The organism is Jannaschia seosinensis (assembly GCF_001408515.1).
Classification (GTDB): domain Bacteria; phylum Pseudomonadota; class Alphaproteobacteria; order Rhodobacterales; family Rhodobacteraceae; genus Jannaschia; species Jannaschia seosinensis.
Genome location: NZ_CYPR01000096.1, coordinates 19,883 through 33,047 on the forward strand (window position 1 = coordinate 19,883; position 13,165 = coordinate 33,047).

Genomic DNA, 13,165 nt, shown 5'->3' on the forward strand with positions numbered 1-13,165 from the left:
CGTCTCGTCGCAGGCCGGGCCCCCGCCCGACAGTCACGGAGAGCCCATGGATCATATCGCCGTCATCGGTGCCGGACAGGCCGGCGCGACGCTGGTCGAGACGCTGCGCAAGCGCGGCTATGAGGGGCGCCTGAGCCTTTGGGGGGCGGAGCCGGACCTGCCGTATCAGCGGCCGCCGCTGTCCAAGGGCTACCTGCTCGACGAGATGGGGCGCGAGCGGCTGCACCTGCGGCCCCGATCGTTCTACGAGGAGCGTGCGGTCGAGCTGCATCTCGGGGCGCCGGTCGCGGCGCTGGATCCGGCGGCGCGGACCCTGACCGGGCCGGCGGGGGAGACCGCCTTCGACGCGGCCATCCTCGCCACCGGTTCGCGCGCGAATGTCCTGCCGGCGCGCTGCACGGGGGGGCTGACGGGGCACCATGTGATCCGCACGCTGGCCGATATCGACGCGTTACGCCCCGAAGTCCTGCCCGGCCGGCGGATGCTGGTGGTGGGCGGCGGCTATATCGGGCTGGAGGCGGCGGCGGTGGCGCGCAGGATCGGGCTGGAAGTGACGCTGGTGGAGCTCAACATGCGCCTGCTGTCGCGCGTGGCCTGCGCGGCGACCGCCGATTGGTTCCGGGCGCTGCACCGCGATCACGGGGTCGATATCCGCGAGGGGGTCGGGCTCGACACTCTCATCGGTGACGGCCGGATCGAGGGCGCACGCCTGACCGACGGGACCGAGCTGGCGGTGGATGTGGTGGTCGCGGGGATCGGCGCGCGGCCCGACACCGCACTGGCCGGGGCGGCGGGCCTGACAATCGAAGACGGCGTGGCAGTGGACGAGTACGGGCGCACATCGGCCGCAGGGATCTGGGCCGCGGGGGATTGCTGCTCCTTCCCGTGGCGCGGGCGGCGCATCCGGCTGGAAAGCGTGCCGCATGCGATCCATCAGGCGGAGGTGGTCGCGGCGAACGTGCTGGGTGCGGAGATGCCGTACGAGGCGAAGCCGTGGTTCTGGTCCGATCAATATGACGTGAAGCTTCAGATCGCGGGCCTCAACGAAGGCTTCGACGAGGTCGTGACGCGCGACGGGGAGGGGCGGTCGCACTGGTACTTTGCCGGCGATACGCTTCTGGCCGTGGACGCGATGAACGACCCGCGCGCCTACATGGTGGGCAAGCGCCTGATCGAGGCGGGGCGCTCGCCGGACCGTGCGGCGGTGGCGGACGGGTCCGTGCCGATCAAGTCGCTGCTGTGAGGATCGTGGGCGGTGAATGGCGCGGGCGGCGGCTGGCCTCGGTCGGTGCGGGGGATGCGGCGGCGCATCTGCGGCCGACCTCCGACCGGGTGCGCGAGGCGGTCTTCAACCTGCTGATCAATTCGCACGGCCTCGACCTCGCGGGGCTGCGCGTGCTCGACGTGTTCGCGGGCACCGGGGCGCTGGGATTCGAGGCGCTGAGCCGGGGGGCGGGGTCGCTGACCTGCATCGAGCAGGGGCGGCGGTCGCTGGCGGTGCTGCGCGAGAATGCCGCGCTTTTGTCGGCGGCGCCGCGGATCGTCGCACGCGATGCGCGGCGGCCGGGGCCGGGGGTGCCGCATGACCTCGTGTTTCTCGATCCGCCCTACGGCAAGGGGTTGGGCGAGGCCGCGATGGAGGCGCTGAGCGGTGGCGGCTGGATCGCGCCCGGCGCGACCATCGTCTGGGAGGAGCGCGATGCGCCAAATCCGGGCGATCTGGAGGTGCTGGATCAGCGCCGCTACGGCGACACCGTCATCACGCTGGCGCGGGCGCCATGACGGGACCTGCGCGCCTCACTCGGCTGCCTCTTCCATCGCGGCCTGCGCATCCTCGACCAGGGTGGCGCCCTCGAAGCCCTTGGCGTCCATCTCCGTGATCCAGTCGGCGGTGACGGCGTCGCCCAAGGCCGCGATTTCCGCCGTCACCTTGGGCGACAGAATCGCGATCTGGTTGCCGGAGGCGATCATCGCCTCGCGCCCGAGCGCGTCGCCCGTGTCATGCGCCCGCCCGGCCCAAGCCGCGGCCATGGCGCCGGAATTGGCGTCGATGACGGCGCGCAATTCGGGGTCCAGCCCCTCGTAGACGTCGCGGTTCATCGCCCAGAGGAAATACAGGTTGTAGAGCGACCGGTCGCCCGCCACGTCGGTATGGCTGTCGGTCAGCTCGTCCAGCTTCAGCGACGGCGCCTGTTCCCAGGTGATGACACCTCCGTCGAGCACGCCCTTGGCCAGCGCCTCCGGGAAGGCGGGAACGGGCATGCCCACGGGGTTCGCCCCCATCCGGTCCAGAAGCTGCGTCGCCATGCGGGACGGGCCGCGCAGGTTGAGGCCGGCGAAATCCGCCAGATCCTCGGGCGCCGCGCCCTTTTTGTGCACGAGGCCGGGGCCGTGCATATGCGCGGTGACGACGTGGACATCCTCGAAATCGTCCATCAGGTGCCGTTGGGTATAATCCCACGCCGCGACGGAGGCCGCCTCGGCGGATTTCGGCGTCATGAAGGGCAGCTCCAGCGCCTCGGCCTCGGGAAAGCGGCCCGGCTGGTAGCCCGGGATCACCCAGCCGCCATCGACCGCGCCGTCGGCGATCAGGTCGTACATGTTCTCCGCCGAGCCGCCGAGTTGCATGAACGGATAGATCTCGACCGCGATGCGGCCGTCCGACTGCGCCTCGATCGCGTCGGCCCACGGCTGCATGAAATAGGTCGGGTTGGCCGAGGCGGGATTGACGAAGTGCTGGAAGCGCAGCGTCACCTCGGGTTCGGCCAGCGCGGGCGTGGCGCAGAACGCGGCCAGGGTCATCGTGCGGAGGATGGCCATGATCGGGCCCCCATATCTGTCGGTGAAGCCGACTACCTAGTGTCGGGATCCCGTCGATTGAAGGCGTCGCGCACAAATGAGTCGCAGGAAAAGCTGGCCGTCGACTCTTGCCCCGTGACTCAGGCTGTGGGATCCGTGCACCCCATGCCTGCGCCCGCCGAACTTCTCTCCACCATCTTCGGATTCGACGCCTTCCGCCCGGGACAGGCGGAGATCGTGGAGGCCGTGACGGCGGGCCATGACGTGCTGGCCATCATGCCCACGGGCGGCGGCAAGTCGCTGTGCTACCAGCTTCCGGCGCTGAGCCGCGACGGGCTGACGGTGGTGATTTCGCCGCTGATCGCGTTGATGCGCGACCAGGTGCGGGCGCTGACGGCGGCGGGCGTCTCGGCGGGTGCGCTGACATCCGGCAACACGGAGGAGGAGACTTCTGCGGTCTGGCAGGCGATCGAGGCGGGCGAGCTGAAGCTGCTTTATATCGCGCCGGAGCGTCTGGCCTCGGGCGGGACGGAGCGGATGCTGAAGCGCGCGAACTGCTCGCTGATCGCCGTGGACGAGGCGCATTGCGTCAGCCAGTGGGGCCACGATTTCCGGCCCGATTACCTGCGGATCGGCGGGTTGCGCCGCGCGCTCGACGTGCCGCTGGCGGCCTTCACCGCGACGGCCGATGCCGAGACCCGCGAGGAAATCGCGCGGCGGCTGTTCGACGGGGAGCCGGAGGTCTTCCTGCACGGGTTCGACCGGCCGAACATCACCCTGCGGTTTCAGCCCAAGGACCAGCCGCGCCGCCAGATCCTGTCCTTCGCCGCCGCCCGCAAGGGCCAGTCGGGCATCGTCTATTGCGGCACCCGCGCCAAGACCGAAGGGCTTGCCAAGGCGCTTCGCGACGACGGGCACGCCGCCTGCCACTATCACGCCGGGATGGAGGCCGACGAGCGACGCAATGTCGAAACCCGCTTCCAGCAGGAGGACGGGCTGATCGTCGTGGCCACCGTCGCCTTCGGGATGGGAATCGACAAGCCGGATATCCGCTGGGTCGCGCATGCCGACCTGCCGAAATCGATCGAGGCCTATTATCAGGAGATCGGCCGCGCCGGCCGCGATGGGGCGCCGGCCGATACGCTGACGCTGTTCGGGGCGGACGACATCCGGTTCCGCCGCCAGCAGATCGACGAGGGGCTGGCCCCACCGGAGATGAAGTCGGCCGATCACGGGCGGCTGAACGCGCTGCTCGGGCTGGCCGAGGCGCAGCGGTGTCGGCGAATGGCGCTCCTGCGCTATTTCGGCGAGACGGCGGACCCTTGCGGCAATTGCGATCTGTGCGAGGCGCCGCCCGAATTGTTCGACGCCACGACGGAGGTGCGCAAGGCGCTGTCGGCGATGCTGCGCACGGAGGAGCGGTTCGGCATCGGTCACCTGATCGACGTACTGCGCGGCACGGGAACCGACAAGACGCGGCGTTTCGGCCATGAGGATCTGCCCACCTGGGGCGTCGGTGCGGAGACGCCCAAGCATCAGTGGCAGGCGATTTTCCGGCAGATGATGGGGCTCGACCTCGTGCGCCCGGACGCGGAGCGGCATGGCGCGCTGCGCATGACCGATCCGGCGCGGCCGATCCTGCGCGGCGAGGAAAGCGTCACGCTGCGGCGCGACACGATCCGCCGGGCGGAGCGGCGTCCCGCGGTCAAGCAGCTTGTCGGGGAGGAGGACGCGCCGCTCCTGTCGGCGCTCAAGGCCAGGCGGCGCGCGCTGGCCGAGGCGCAGGGCGTGCCCGCCTACGTGGTTTTCACCGACCGCACCCTGATCGAGATGGCCGAGACGCGGCCCGAGACGCTCGATGCGATGGCGCGGGTGGGGGGCGTGGGCGCGACCAAGCTGCAGCGCTACGGCGCGACCTTCCTGTCGGTCATCACGGGCGACGCGCCCGAAGCCCCGCACCCCGCCCGCCGGAAGCTCGCCGGGCGGACGGAGGGCGCAATCTATGACCGCCTGCTGTCGGTGCAGAACGATCTCGCGCGCGGCGAGACCGGGCACGACAAGCCGATGTCGTGCTCTTCGGCGCAGCTTGCGAAGGTGGCGCGTGCGCCGGCCGATCCCGACGCCGTGGCGCGCATCATCGGCGACCGGCATGCGGCGCGGTTCGGCGCGGCCTTCGTGGACGTTCTGCGCGAGAATTGAAGCGGACCGCCGCCATGTCAGGCGCCGCGAATGAGAGGAAACCGCCATGCTCACCGTCATCTCGCCCGCCAAGACGCTCGACCTCGACCCGGTCGATGCGGAGGCGAGCGCGCCGCGTTTCGCCGACGAGACCGACAATCTGGTGCGGACGGCGCGGCGGCAGGGCATTTCGGGATTGCAGAGCCTCATGTCGATTTCCGAAAAGCTCGCCCGGCTGAACCGCGACCGCTTTCGCGACTTCGACATCGCGCAGAGCAAGCCCGCGATCTTCGCCTTCGCGGGCGACACCTATACCGGGCTCGATGCCACGACCCTCTCGGCGGATGCGCTGCGCCAGGCGCAGGGGCATCTGCGGATATTGTCGGGTCTCTACGGGCTTTTGCGGCCGCTGGATGCGATTCGGCCCTACCGGCTGGAAATGGGAGCGCGCCTGCCGACGCGGCGGGGGCGGGACCTCTATGCCTTCTGGGGCGATGCCCTGGCCGAGGCGCTGAACGCGGATGCGGCGGCGGCGGGGACGGAGACGCTCGTGAACTGCGCAAGCCGGGAGTATTTTGCCGCCGCGGACCGCCCGTCCTTGCGCCTGCGGGTGGTTACGCCGACCTTTCTCGAGGACCGGCCGGGCGGCCCGAAGATCGTAAGCTTTCAAGCCAAGCGCGCGCGGGGGGCGATGGCGCGGTTCCTCCTCGAGAACCGGTTGAGCGATCCCGACGATCTGCGCGGCTTCGAGGCCGGCGGCTACCGGTGGCAGGCGGACCGCTCGACGCCCGACGCCCCGGTTTTTCTGCGCGCCGCCGAGGCGGCCTGATCACTCCCGGAAGGCGCGGGTGAAGTAGTCGGTCATCGGCTTCGTCAGGTAGGCCAAGGGCGTGCGGTCCTGGGTGCGCAGATACGCCTCCACCGGCATCCCCGGCAGCAGCACGCGATCGCCCAGACGCGCGATCTCTCCCTCGTTGGGCAGGACCTCCGCCTGATAGTAGGTCTGGCCCGTCGCGTCGTCGGTGAAGGCATCGGGCGAGACGCGGACGATCTCCCCGAACAGCTCCGGCGTGGTGCGCGCATCGAAGGTCGGCAGGCGCAGCGTGACGGGCTGGCCGGGGAAGACCTGATCGATATGGATGGGATCGACCCGCGTCTGGATCACCAGCGGCCGGTCCTGCGGCACAAGGTACAGTACCGGCTCGGCCGCACGGATCACGGCGCGCTTGGCGAAGACCTGCATGTCATAGACCACGCCGTCCGCCGGCGCGGTGATGTCGAGGCGGTTCAACTGCTCTGTGATGGCGCGGTATTGCTCGGCCAGTTCAATCTGGCGGAACTCCAGATCGCGCAATTCGGTGATGGCGGCTTCGCGGGTCTGGGTGCCGAGCTTGAGGATCTCCAGGTCGATCTCGGTCGTGCGGCCCTTGAGTTCGGCCACGGTGGCGGCAAGGTCGCCGACCTGCCCCAGAAGGCCCGCCTCCTCGCGCCGCAGCGCCAGAACGCGGGGCGCCTGGGCAAGACCCCGGTCGAGAAGGCTCTGCTGGGCGTCCAGTTCCTCCCGGATCAGGTTGAGCTGGCTGTCGATCGCCTCCTGTTGGGCGCCGATGCCGTCGACCTGCGACGCGATCTGCTCCTTGCGGCGGGAGAGCTGCTCCTTCGCCTGCGCGCGGGACTCGGCGCGGGCGACGAAGAGCGCGCGCTGACCGGCCAGCGTCTCGGCCACCGCATCCGTCGTGGCGGCGGCCTCCACGAGGTCCGGCGGAAAGGCGACGTCTTCGGCCGTGTCACGTTCGGCGCGCAGACGGGCGGCGCGGGCGGTAAGCTCCTGAAGCTGGCCGCGCAGGATTTCGGCGTTGGAGCGCAGAAGCGTCGGGTCGAGCCGGATCAGCACGTCGCCGGCATCGACCAGATCGCCCTCGCGCACGAGGATCTCGGCGACGACGCCGCCATCGGGGTGCTGCACGACCTGCCGGTTGCTTTCCACCGCGACGCGGCCCGATGACACGATGGCGCCCGAAATGTTGGCGAACACCGCCCAGGAGCCGAAGCCCCCGAACAGCAGCACAAGTCCAAAAAGACCGAGCAGAAGCGCCCGGCGCACGGGATAGGATGATGCGTCGGTCATGCGACACTCCCCGTTCCGGTTCGGCGCGCCAGTGTCGCATGATTGCGGACGCGCGCGCGCAGCACCTCCTCGCGCGGGCCGAACGCGACGCGGGTGCCGTGTTCGAGCATCAGAAGCACATCGCATTCCTCGATCGCGGCGGGCCGGTGGGCGATGATGATCACGGCCTTGTTGTCGGCCTTCATGCCCGCGATGGCCTGATTGAGCGCGCGCGTCCCCTCATTGTCGAGGTTTGAGTTCGGCTCGTCGAGCACGAGGATGACCGGGTCGCCGAACATCGCCCGCGCCAGACCGATGCGCTGGATCTGCCCGCCCGACAGAAGCCCGCCCACGGCGGATACCGGCGTGTCGTAGCCCTTGGGCTGGGCCAGGATCATCTCATGCGCGGCGGCCTTCCGGGCGGCCTCGACGATCTTGGCGGGGTCGGCATCCTTTTGCAGGCGCGCGATGTTTTCGGCGATGGTGCCGTCGAACAGCGTGACGGTCTGCGGCAGATAGCCGATATAGCTGCCGAGGACGTCCGGATCGTATTGATCGAGCGTCGCACTATCGAGGCGCAGCTTGCCGCCGGCGGGACGCCACGCGCCGGTGACCGCCTTGGCCAGGGTCGTCTTGCCCGCGCCCGACGGCCCGATCACGCCAAGCGCCTCTCCCGGTTTGAGGATGAAGGAGACCGACCGCAGCGAGGCCTGCGACCCGCCGGGCGGCACGATCGTCACGCCCTCCGCCACCATGAGCGCGCGCGGGCGCGGCAGGGCGGTGCGTGCCGTCTCGGGCGGGACCTGGGAGAGCAGGTCGATGATCGTCTCCCGGCCGCGGCGGGCGGCGTCGACCATCTGCCACTGGCCGATCACCATCTCGATCGGGGCAAGCGCGCGCCCCATCAGGATCGAGCCCGCGATCATCGCGCCGGCCGTGAGTTGCCCCCGCAGCACGAGCCACGCGCCGAGCCCCAGCAGCGCCGATTGCAGGAACAGGCGCAGCGTCTTGGTCGTCGTGGTGAAGAAGCCGGACCGGTCGGAAAAGGCCAGCGTCTGCGACAGCGACCGGCGGCGGGCGTCGACCCACCGCTCGAACGCGGCGCCGCGCATCCCGAGCGACTGCACCAGCTCGGCCTCGGAGGCCAGCGACTGCGCCGTCATCTCCGCGCGGACATTGGCGGCGTTCGCATCGGCCATCGGGCCGGCGGTCGTCCATTGGTTGAACAGCGCCAGCAGGACCAGAACGAGGCCCCCGCCCGTCGCGAGCAGCCCGAGATAGGGATGGAACAGGAAGATCGCGGCAAGGAACATCGGCGTCCACGGAATGTCGAACAGCGCCAGGAAGACCGGCGACGACATCAGCCGCTGCACCGCTTCGAGGTCGCGCAGCGGATTGCGGCCGCCGGCGCCGCCCGGCGTGACGGCGGCGCGCCGCAGATGCGCGGAGAAGACCCGCGCGTCGAGCGCCGACTGGAACCGGGCGCCGATGCGGGCGGTAACCCGCCCCCGCGCATGGTCGAGGATGCCCATCATCAGAAACAGGAACGCGACGAGGACCGAAAGCGCGATCAGCGTCTCCTCCGACCGGGAGCCGAGGACGCGGTCATAGACCTGCAGCATGTAGAGCGGCCCGGTCAGCATCAGCGCATTCACGGCAATAGAAAACGCGAAAACGGCCGCGAAAAGCCCGTTCATGCGCCGCCGGACTGCGGCGACCTCGCCGGCGCCGTCGGCAATTCTGGAAGCGGAGCGTTTCATTGGAGATCCTGTGATTTGGCAATGGCGCGTAGCACGCCATGACAGAACGATCGATTAATTCTGCCGGAAGATACCGCCCAGCACATCCATCAGGATCCGGTCCGCAAGGCCCGGTTCCTCCTGCTGCGGGGCGGGGGCGGGTGTGCGGGCGACCTGCGGCTGGGGCTCGGGGCGCGCGACCGTGGCCGGATCGATCATCGGCAGCGGCGTTATCGGCATTCCGTCGTGGATGCGAGCCATCGTTTCGCGCCAGATCTCGGCCGGCAATCCGCCGCCCGTGACGCCGCTGAGCGGGGTGTTGTCGTCGTACCCCATCCAGACGCCGGCAACGTAATCGCCGGTGAAGCCGATGAACCAGGCGTCGCGGGCAGCCTGCGTGGTGCCGGTCTTGCCCGCGGCGGGGCGCCCGTCGGGAAGTTGCGCGCGCGTGCCGGTGCCGCGTTCGACGACCTGCGACATCATGTAGACGAGCTGCCGGGCGGCGTTCTCCTGGATCACCCGCTCGCCGAGCCCGCTGTCATGGTCGAGAAGCGGGGTCCGTTCGCCGCGCAGGGTCAGCTGCGTGAGACCGTAGGGCGTGACGCTGGTGCCGCCGTTGAGAATGCCCGCATAGGCGCCCGTCATCTCGAGCAGGGTCGATTCGCTGACGCCCAAGGCAAGGGCCGGGCCCTCGGCCATATCGCTCTGGATGCCGAACTGGTTGGCGACGTTGCGGACGATGTCGCGGCCGACCTGCTCGCTCAGGCGGACGGTCGCGGCGTTCAGCGACCGGGCGAGCGCGTCGGTCAGGGTGACCTCGCCGTAGAACTGATTGGTGTAGTTCGCGGGCGAATAGGTGCCGGAGCCAGGGACCTTGATCGCGAGTTCGCTGTCGAGGACCGGCGAGTCGTGGCGCCATCCGAGATCGAGCGCGGCGGCATAGACGAAGGGCTTGAAGCTGGACCCGGTCTGGCGGACGGCCTGGATCGCACGGTTGAACAGGCCGCCGCCGCGGGTGTTGCGTCCGCCGACCATGGCGCGCACGGCGCCGTCGGCGCTCATCACCACGATGGCGGCCTGGGCTTCGGAGCCGTCGCGGACCTGCGTCTCGAAGACATGCGCCAGCGCCGCCTCGGCGGCGTGCTGGATGTCCTGGTCGAGGGTCGTGCGGATCAGGACGTCCTCGGTCGTGTCGGCGGTCAGGAAATCCGGGCCCGACGACATCACCCAATCGGCGAAGTAGCCGCCCGTATCCTCGCGCGCGGCGGGCGACAGGGTGGCGGGGTTTTCCATGGCTTGTGTGAATTGCGCCGTGGTCAGCAGGCCCTGCTCGTGCATCAGCCGCAGCACCGTCTGCGCGCGTTCCTGCGCCCGGGCCAGGTTGCTGGTGGGGGCATAGTAGGACGGCGCTGGCAGAAGACCGGCGAGCATCGCCGCCTCGGCCGGGTTCAGATCGGAGGCGGCGTCGCCGAAATAGCGCTGGCTGGCCGCCGCGAAGCCGCGCGCACCGGCGCCCAGATAAGCGCGGTTGAGGTAGATCGCGAGGATCTCGTCCTTGGTGAACTTGAGTTCGAGGGCGAAGGCGTAGGGAATTTCCTTGACCTTGCGCCAGACGGTTCCGGCGCGGCAATCGGCTTCGAATTCGGCCTCGCTCATCCCCGTGCTCGGATCCCAGTCGGTGCCGAGGCACAGAAGCTTCGCCACCTGCTGCGTGATGGTGGAGCCGCCCGAGCCGGAGAAGGGGCTGCGCCCGGCCTGCACGTTGGTGCGCATGGCGCCGGCGATGCCCCGGGGGCTGACGCCGAAATGGCTGTAGAAGCGTTTGTCCTCGGAGGCGACGACGGCGTTCACCAGATGCGGCGACACGCCTTCGGTCGTGACAAGCCCGCCGAAATTGTCGCCGCGCCAGGCGAAGGTCTGGCTCTCGCGATCCTGCAAGGTAACCGAACCGCGCGCGCGCCCGTCGGCCAGCGTCGCCATGTCGGGGATGCGGGTGTAATTGTAGGCCGTCGCCGCCGCCAGGATGAGGACGGCAATCGCGGCCCCGCGCCAGGACAGCGCCCAGGCAAGGCGCAGGACTTTCCGCAGCGGCCAGAGCAGCCAGTAGACCAACCCGCGCCGGCGCGCGGCTTGCGGTTTGGCGGGCTTGCGGCGGCTCTTGCGGGGCTTTGCCCGCGCAGGATCGGGCGTCCTGCGCTTGTCGGCCACCAGCCGTGCCTTCCCGTTTTTCGCCATGCGCTCGGTCCCTCCGGAGACGGACCGGTCCATCAACCGCGCGTCCCGCTGCTCGTGCCCTCTGTGGGGTGTTCGCGCGACAGATAGGTGGTTCCGACTCGCTTGTGCACCCCATCCGGAAAATCCGCCGCGACGGCTGCATATCTCCGCCGCCCAATAATTAGGCATTGCCTGCGGATCGGGCACAAATTGCGGCAGATGCCCGGATTGAGGCCATCTGGGAGGTGCGGCTGCGTTGCCTCGGGGCGAGCCGTTTTGTGACCTCCTCCCCGTCCGGCCCAAGGCGGGGCCGTCAATCGAGGAGAAATCCGTGAAACTCATCATTGCAGCGATCAAGCCGTTCAAGCTCGAGGAGGTGCGCGAGGCGCTCAGCGCCCTTGGCGTGCGCGGCATGATGGTGACGGAGATCAAGGGCTTCGGCAGCCAGTCCGGCCACACCGAGATCTACCGTGGTGCGGAATATGCTGTGAATTTCGTGCCGAAGATGAAGCTCGAGATCGTCGTGCAGGACGCGATGGCCGATCAGGTCGTCGAGACCATCGCGACGACGGCCCGGACCGACAAGATCGGCGACGGCAAGATCTTCGTGCTCGACGTGCAGCAGGCCGTCCGGGTCCGGACCGGCGAGACCGATGACGACGCGATCTGAACGACCGACAATCCAGGGGATCAATTCCATGAAACTTCGCACCACACTGGCACTCGGCGCGGCGCTGGCCGCCCTGCCCGTGACGGCTGTCGCGCAGGGCGCCGACTTCGCCGCGGCCGCCGATACCGCCTTCATTCTCAATTCGCTGCTCTTTCTCGTGGGCGGCTTCCTCGTGTTCTGGATGGCCGCGGGCTTCGCGATGCTCGAGGCCGGCCTCGTGCGGTCCAAGAACGTGGCGATGCAGCTGACGAAGAACATCTCGCTCTTCTCGATCGCCGCCATCATGTACTGGCTGATCGGCTACAACGTCATGTATCCCGGCGATACGAACTGGATCGTCGAGGGGTATTTCGGGGCCTTCGCGGTCGCGGCGCTGGAGCCTGTGGGCGCGGGGGCCGACATGGTCGATGTAACCTATGCCTCGGCCGCCTCGGATTTCTTCTTCCAGCTGATGTTCGTCGCCACCACCGCCTCCATCGTGTCGGGCACGCTGGCCGAGCGGATCAAGCTGTGGCCGTTCCTGATCTTCACCGTCGTGCTGACCGGCCTGATCTATCCGATCGAGGCGTCGTGGCAGTGGGGCGGCGGCTGGCTCTCGGAAGCGGGCTTCTCGGACTTCGCCGGCTCCACTCTCGTGCATGCGGCGGGCGGCTTCGCGGCCTTGGCGGGGGCCCTCGTCCTCGGCCCGCGGATCGGCAAATACGCCAGGGACGGGCGCGTCGTTCCGATGCCGGGCTCCAACCTCGCGCTGGCGACGCTCGGGACGTTCATCCTGTGGCTCGGCTGGTTCGGCTTCAACGGCGGCTCGCAGCTTGCCATGGGCACGATCGGCGACGTGGCCGATGTCTCGCGCATCTTCGCCAACACCAACATGGCCGCGGCTTCGGGCGCGGTGGCGGCCCTCATCCTGACGCAGGTTCTGTACCGCAAGGTGGACCTGACCATGGTGCTCAACGGGGCGCTGGCCGGGCTCGTGTCGATCACGGCCGGGCCGCTCGACCCGTCGCTGTTCGGGGCGCTGTGGATCGGTGCCGCGGGCGGGGTGATCGTGGTCTTCGCCGTGCCGATGCTCGACCGCCTCAAGATCGACGATGTCGTGGGCGCAATTCCGGTGCACCTCCTCGCGGGCTTCTGGGGCACGATGGTTGTGCCGGTCTATTCCGCCGGCGCCTCCTTCGGGATGCAGCTCGTCGGCTTCGTGTCGATCGGCGCCTTCGTCTTCGTCGCCAGCATCGCGGTGTGGTTCGCCCTCAAGGCGCTCGGCGGGATCCGCGTCAGCGAGGAGGACGAGATCAACGGCCTCGACGTGGCCGAGCTGGGTATGGAAGCCTATCCGGAATTCGCCCGAGGCTGACTGCGCCAACATTGCCGTAAGAAAACAAAACCCCCGGGCGTATGTTCGCCCGGGGGTTTTGCGTCGGGGGCGGATTTTCAGCGCAAGCGTCGCGCCGGATCCCG

General features: G+C 69.1%; 10 protein-coding genes. 6 read left to right on the top strand and 4 right to left on the bottom strand.

The genetic code is table 11. From position 1 onward, the window contains the following. The first annotated feature begins 46 nt into the window (after positions 1–46). Positions 47–1,243, top strand: a complete 1,197-nt coding sequence (locus JSE7799_RS07650) for an NAD(P)/FAD-dependent oxidoreductase (RefSeq protein WP_055663076.1) — start codon at positions 47–49, stop codon at positions 1,241–1,243. Then, positions 1,240–1,782, top strand: coding sequence for a 16S rRNA (guanine(966)-N(2))-methyltransferase RsmD (rsmD, locus tag JSE7799_RS07655; protein WP_055663077.1), 543 nt, complete (start codon positions 1,240–1,242; stop codon positions 1,780–1,782). Before JSE7799_RS07650 ends, rsmD begins: the two co-directional genes overlap by 4 nt. Before the next feature lie 15 nt (positions 1,783–1,797). On the opposite strand, the gene JSE7799_RS07660 is transcribed toward rsmD, so the two are convergent. Beyond that, positions 1,798–2,820, bottom strand: a complete 1,023-nt coding sequence (locus tag JSE7799_RS07660; protein ID WP_055663078.1) for a TRAP transporter substrate-binding protein — start codon at positions 2,818–2,820, stop codon at positions 1,798–1,800. Positions 2,821–2,964: 144 nt separating this feature from the next. Here JSE7799_RS07660 and recQ point away from each other — a divergent pair, with 144 nt between their 5' ends. Then, positions 2,965–4,998 (top strand): DNA helicase RecQ, encoded by a 2,034-nt coding sequence (recQ, locus tag JSE7799_RS07665; RefSeq protein WP_055663104.1) that lies wholly within the window; start codon positions 2,965–2,967, stop codon positions 4,996–4,998. A 46-nt stretch (positions 4,999–5,044) separates the two neighbouring features. Beyond that, a complete protein-coding gene (yaaA, locus tag JSE7799_RS07670) occupies positions 5,045–5,806 on the top strand; it encodes a peroxide stress protein YaaA (RefSeq protein ID WP_055663079.1) in 762 nt (253 codons plus the stop codon). On the opposite strand, the gene JSE7799_RS07675 is transcribed toward yaaA, so the two are convergent. From JSE7799_RS07675 to JSE7799_RS07685, 3 genes are read right to left on the bottom strand one after another with little or no spacing between them, the layout of a single operon-like run. Then, positions 5,807–7,105 (bottom strand): HlyD family type I secretion periplasmic adaptor subunit, encoded by a 1,299-nt coding sequence (locus tag JSE7799_RS07675; RefSeq protein WP_055663080.1) that lies wholly within the window; start codon positions 7,103–7,105, stop codon positions 5,807–5,809. Continuing rightward, the gene (locus JSE7799_RS07680) at positions 7,102–8,844 is read right to left on the bottom strand and encodes a type I secretion system permease/ATPase (RefSeq protein ID WP_055663081.1); all 1,743 of its coding nucleotides are present in this window, start codon (positions 8,842–8,844) and stop codon (positions 7,102–7,104) included. The genes JSE7799_RS07675 and JSE7799_RS07680 overlap by 4 nt, the downstream gene beginning before the upstream one ends. A 54-nt stretch (positions 8,845–8,898) precedes the next feature. Then, the gene (locus JSE7799_RS07685) at positions 8,899–11,058 is read right to left on the bottom strand and encodes a transglycosylase domain-containing protein (RefSeq protein WP_083480367.1); all 2,160 of its coding nucleotides are present in this window, start codon (positions 11,056–11,058) and stop codon (positions 8,899–8,901) included. A gap of 310 nt (positions 11,059–11,368) precedes the next feature. On the opposite strand from JSE7799_RS07685, the gene JSE7799_RS07690 reads away from it, so the two are divergent. Both JSE7799_RS07690 and JSE7799_RS07695 read left to right on the top strand, forming a co-directional pair. Continuing rightward, positions 11,369–11,707: a P-II family nitrogen regulator gene (locus tag JSE7799_RS07690; RefSeq protein ID WP_055663082.1), complete on the top strand. Its 339-nt coding sequence runs from the start codon at positions 11,369–11,371 to the stop codon at positions 11,705–11,707. Positions 11,708–11,735: 28 nt separating this feature from the next. Beyond that, the gene (locus JSE7799_RS07695) at positions 11,736–13,061 is read left to right on the top strand and encodes an ammonium transporter AmtB (protein WP_055663083.1); all 1,326 of its coding nucleotides are present in this window, start codon (positions 11,736–11,738) and stop codon (positions 13,059–13,061) included. Positions 13,062–13,165: the final 104 nt, after the last annotated feature.

Excerpts from the sequence above, each read along its gene's own strand:
- JSE7799_RS07695 (WP_055663083.1), top strand. The coding sequence starts at position 11,736 with ATGAAACTTCGCACCACACTGGCACTCGGCGCGGCGCTGGCCGCCCTG.
- JSE7799_RS07675 (WP_055663080.1), bottom strand. The coding sequence starts at position 7,105 with ATGACCGACGCATCATCCTATCCCGTGCGCCGGGCGCTTCTGCTCGGT.
- JSE7799_RS07660 (WP_055663078.1), bottom strand. The coding sequence starts at position 2,820 with ATGGCCATCCTCCGCACGATGACCCTGGCCGCGTTCTGCGCCACGCCC.
- JSE7799_RS07650 (WP_055663076.1), top strand. The coding sequence starts at position 47 with ATGGATCATATCGCCGTCATCGGTGCCGGACAGGCCGGCGCGACGCTG.
- JSE7799_RS07680 (WP_055663081.1), bottom strand. The coding sequence starts at position 8,844 with ATGAAACGCTCCGCTTCCAGAATTGCCGACGGCGCCGGCGAGGTCGCC.
- yaaA (WP_055663079.1), top strand. The coding sequence starts at position 5,045 with ATGCTCACCGTCATCTCGCCCGCCAAGACGCTCGACCTCGACCCGGTC.
- JSE7799_RS07685 (WP_083480367.1), bottom strand. The coding sequence starts at position 11,058 with ATGGCGAAAAACGGGAAGGCACGGCTGGTGGCCGACAAGCGCAGGACG.
- recQ (WP_055663104.1), top strand. The coding sequence starts at position 2,965 with ATGCCTGCGCCCGCCGAACTTCTCTCCACCATCTTCGGATTCGACGCC.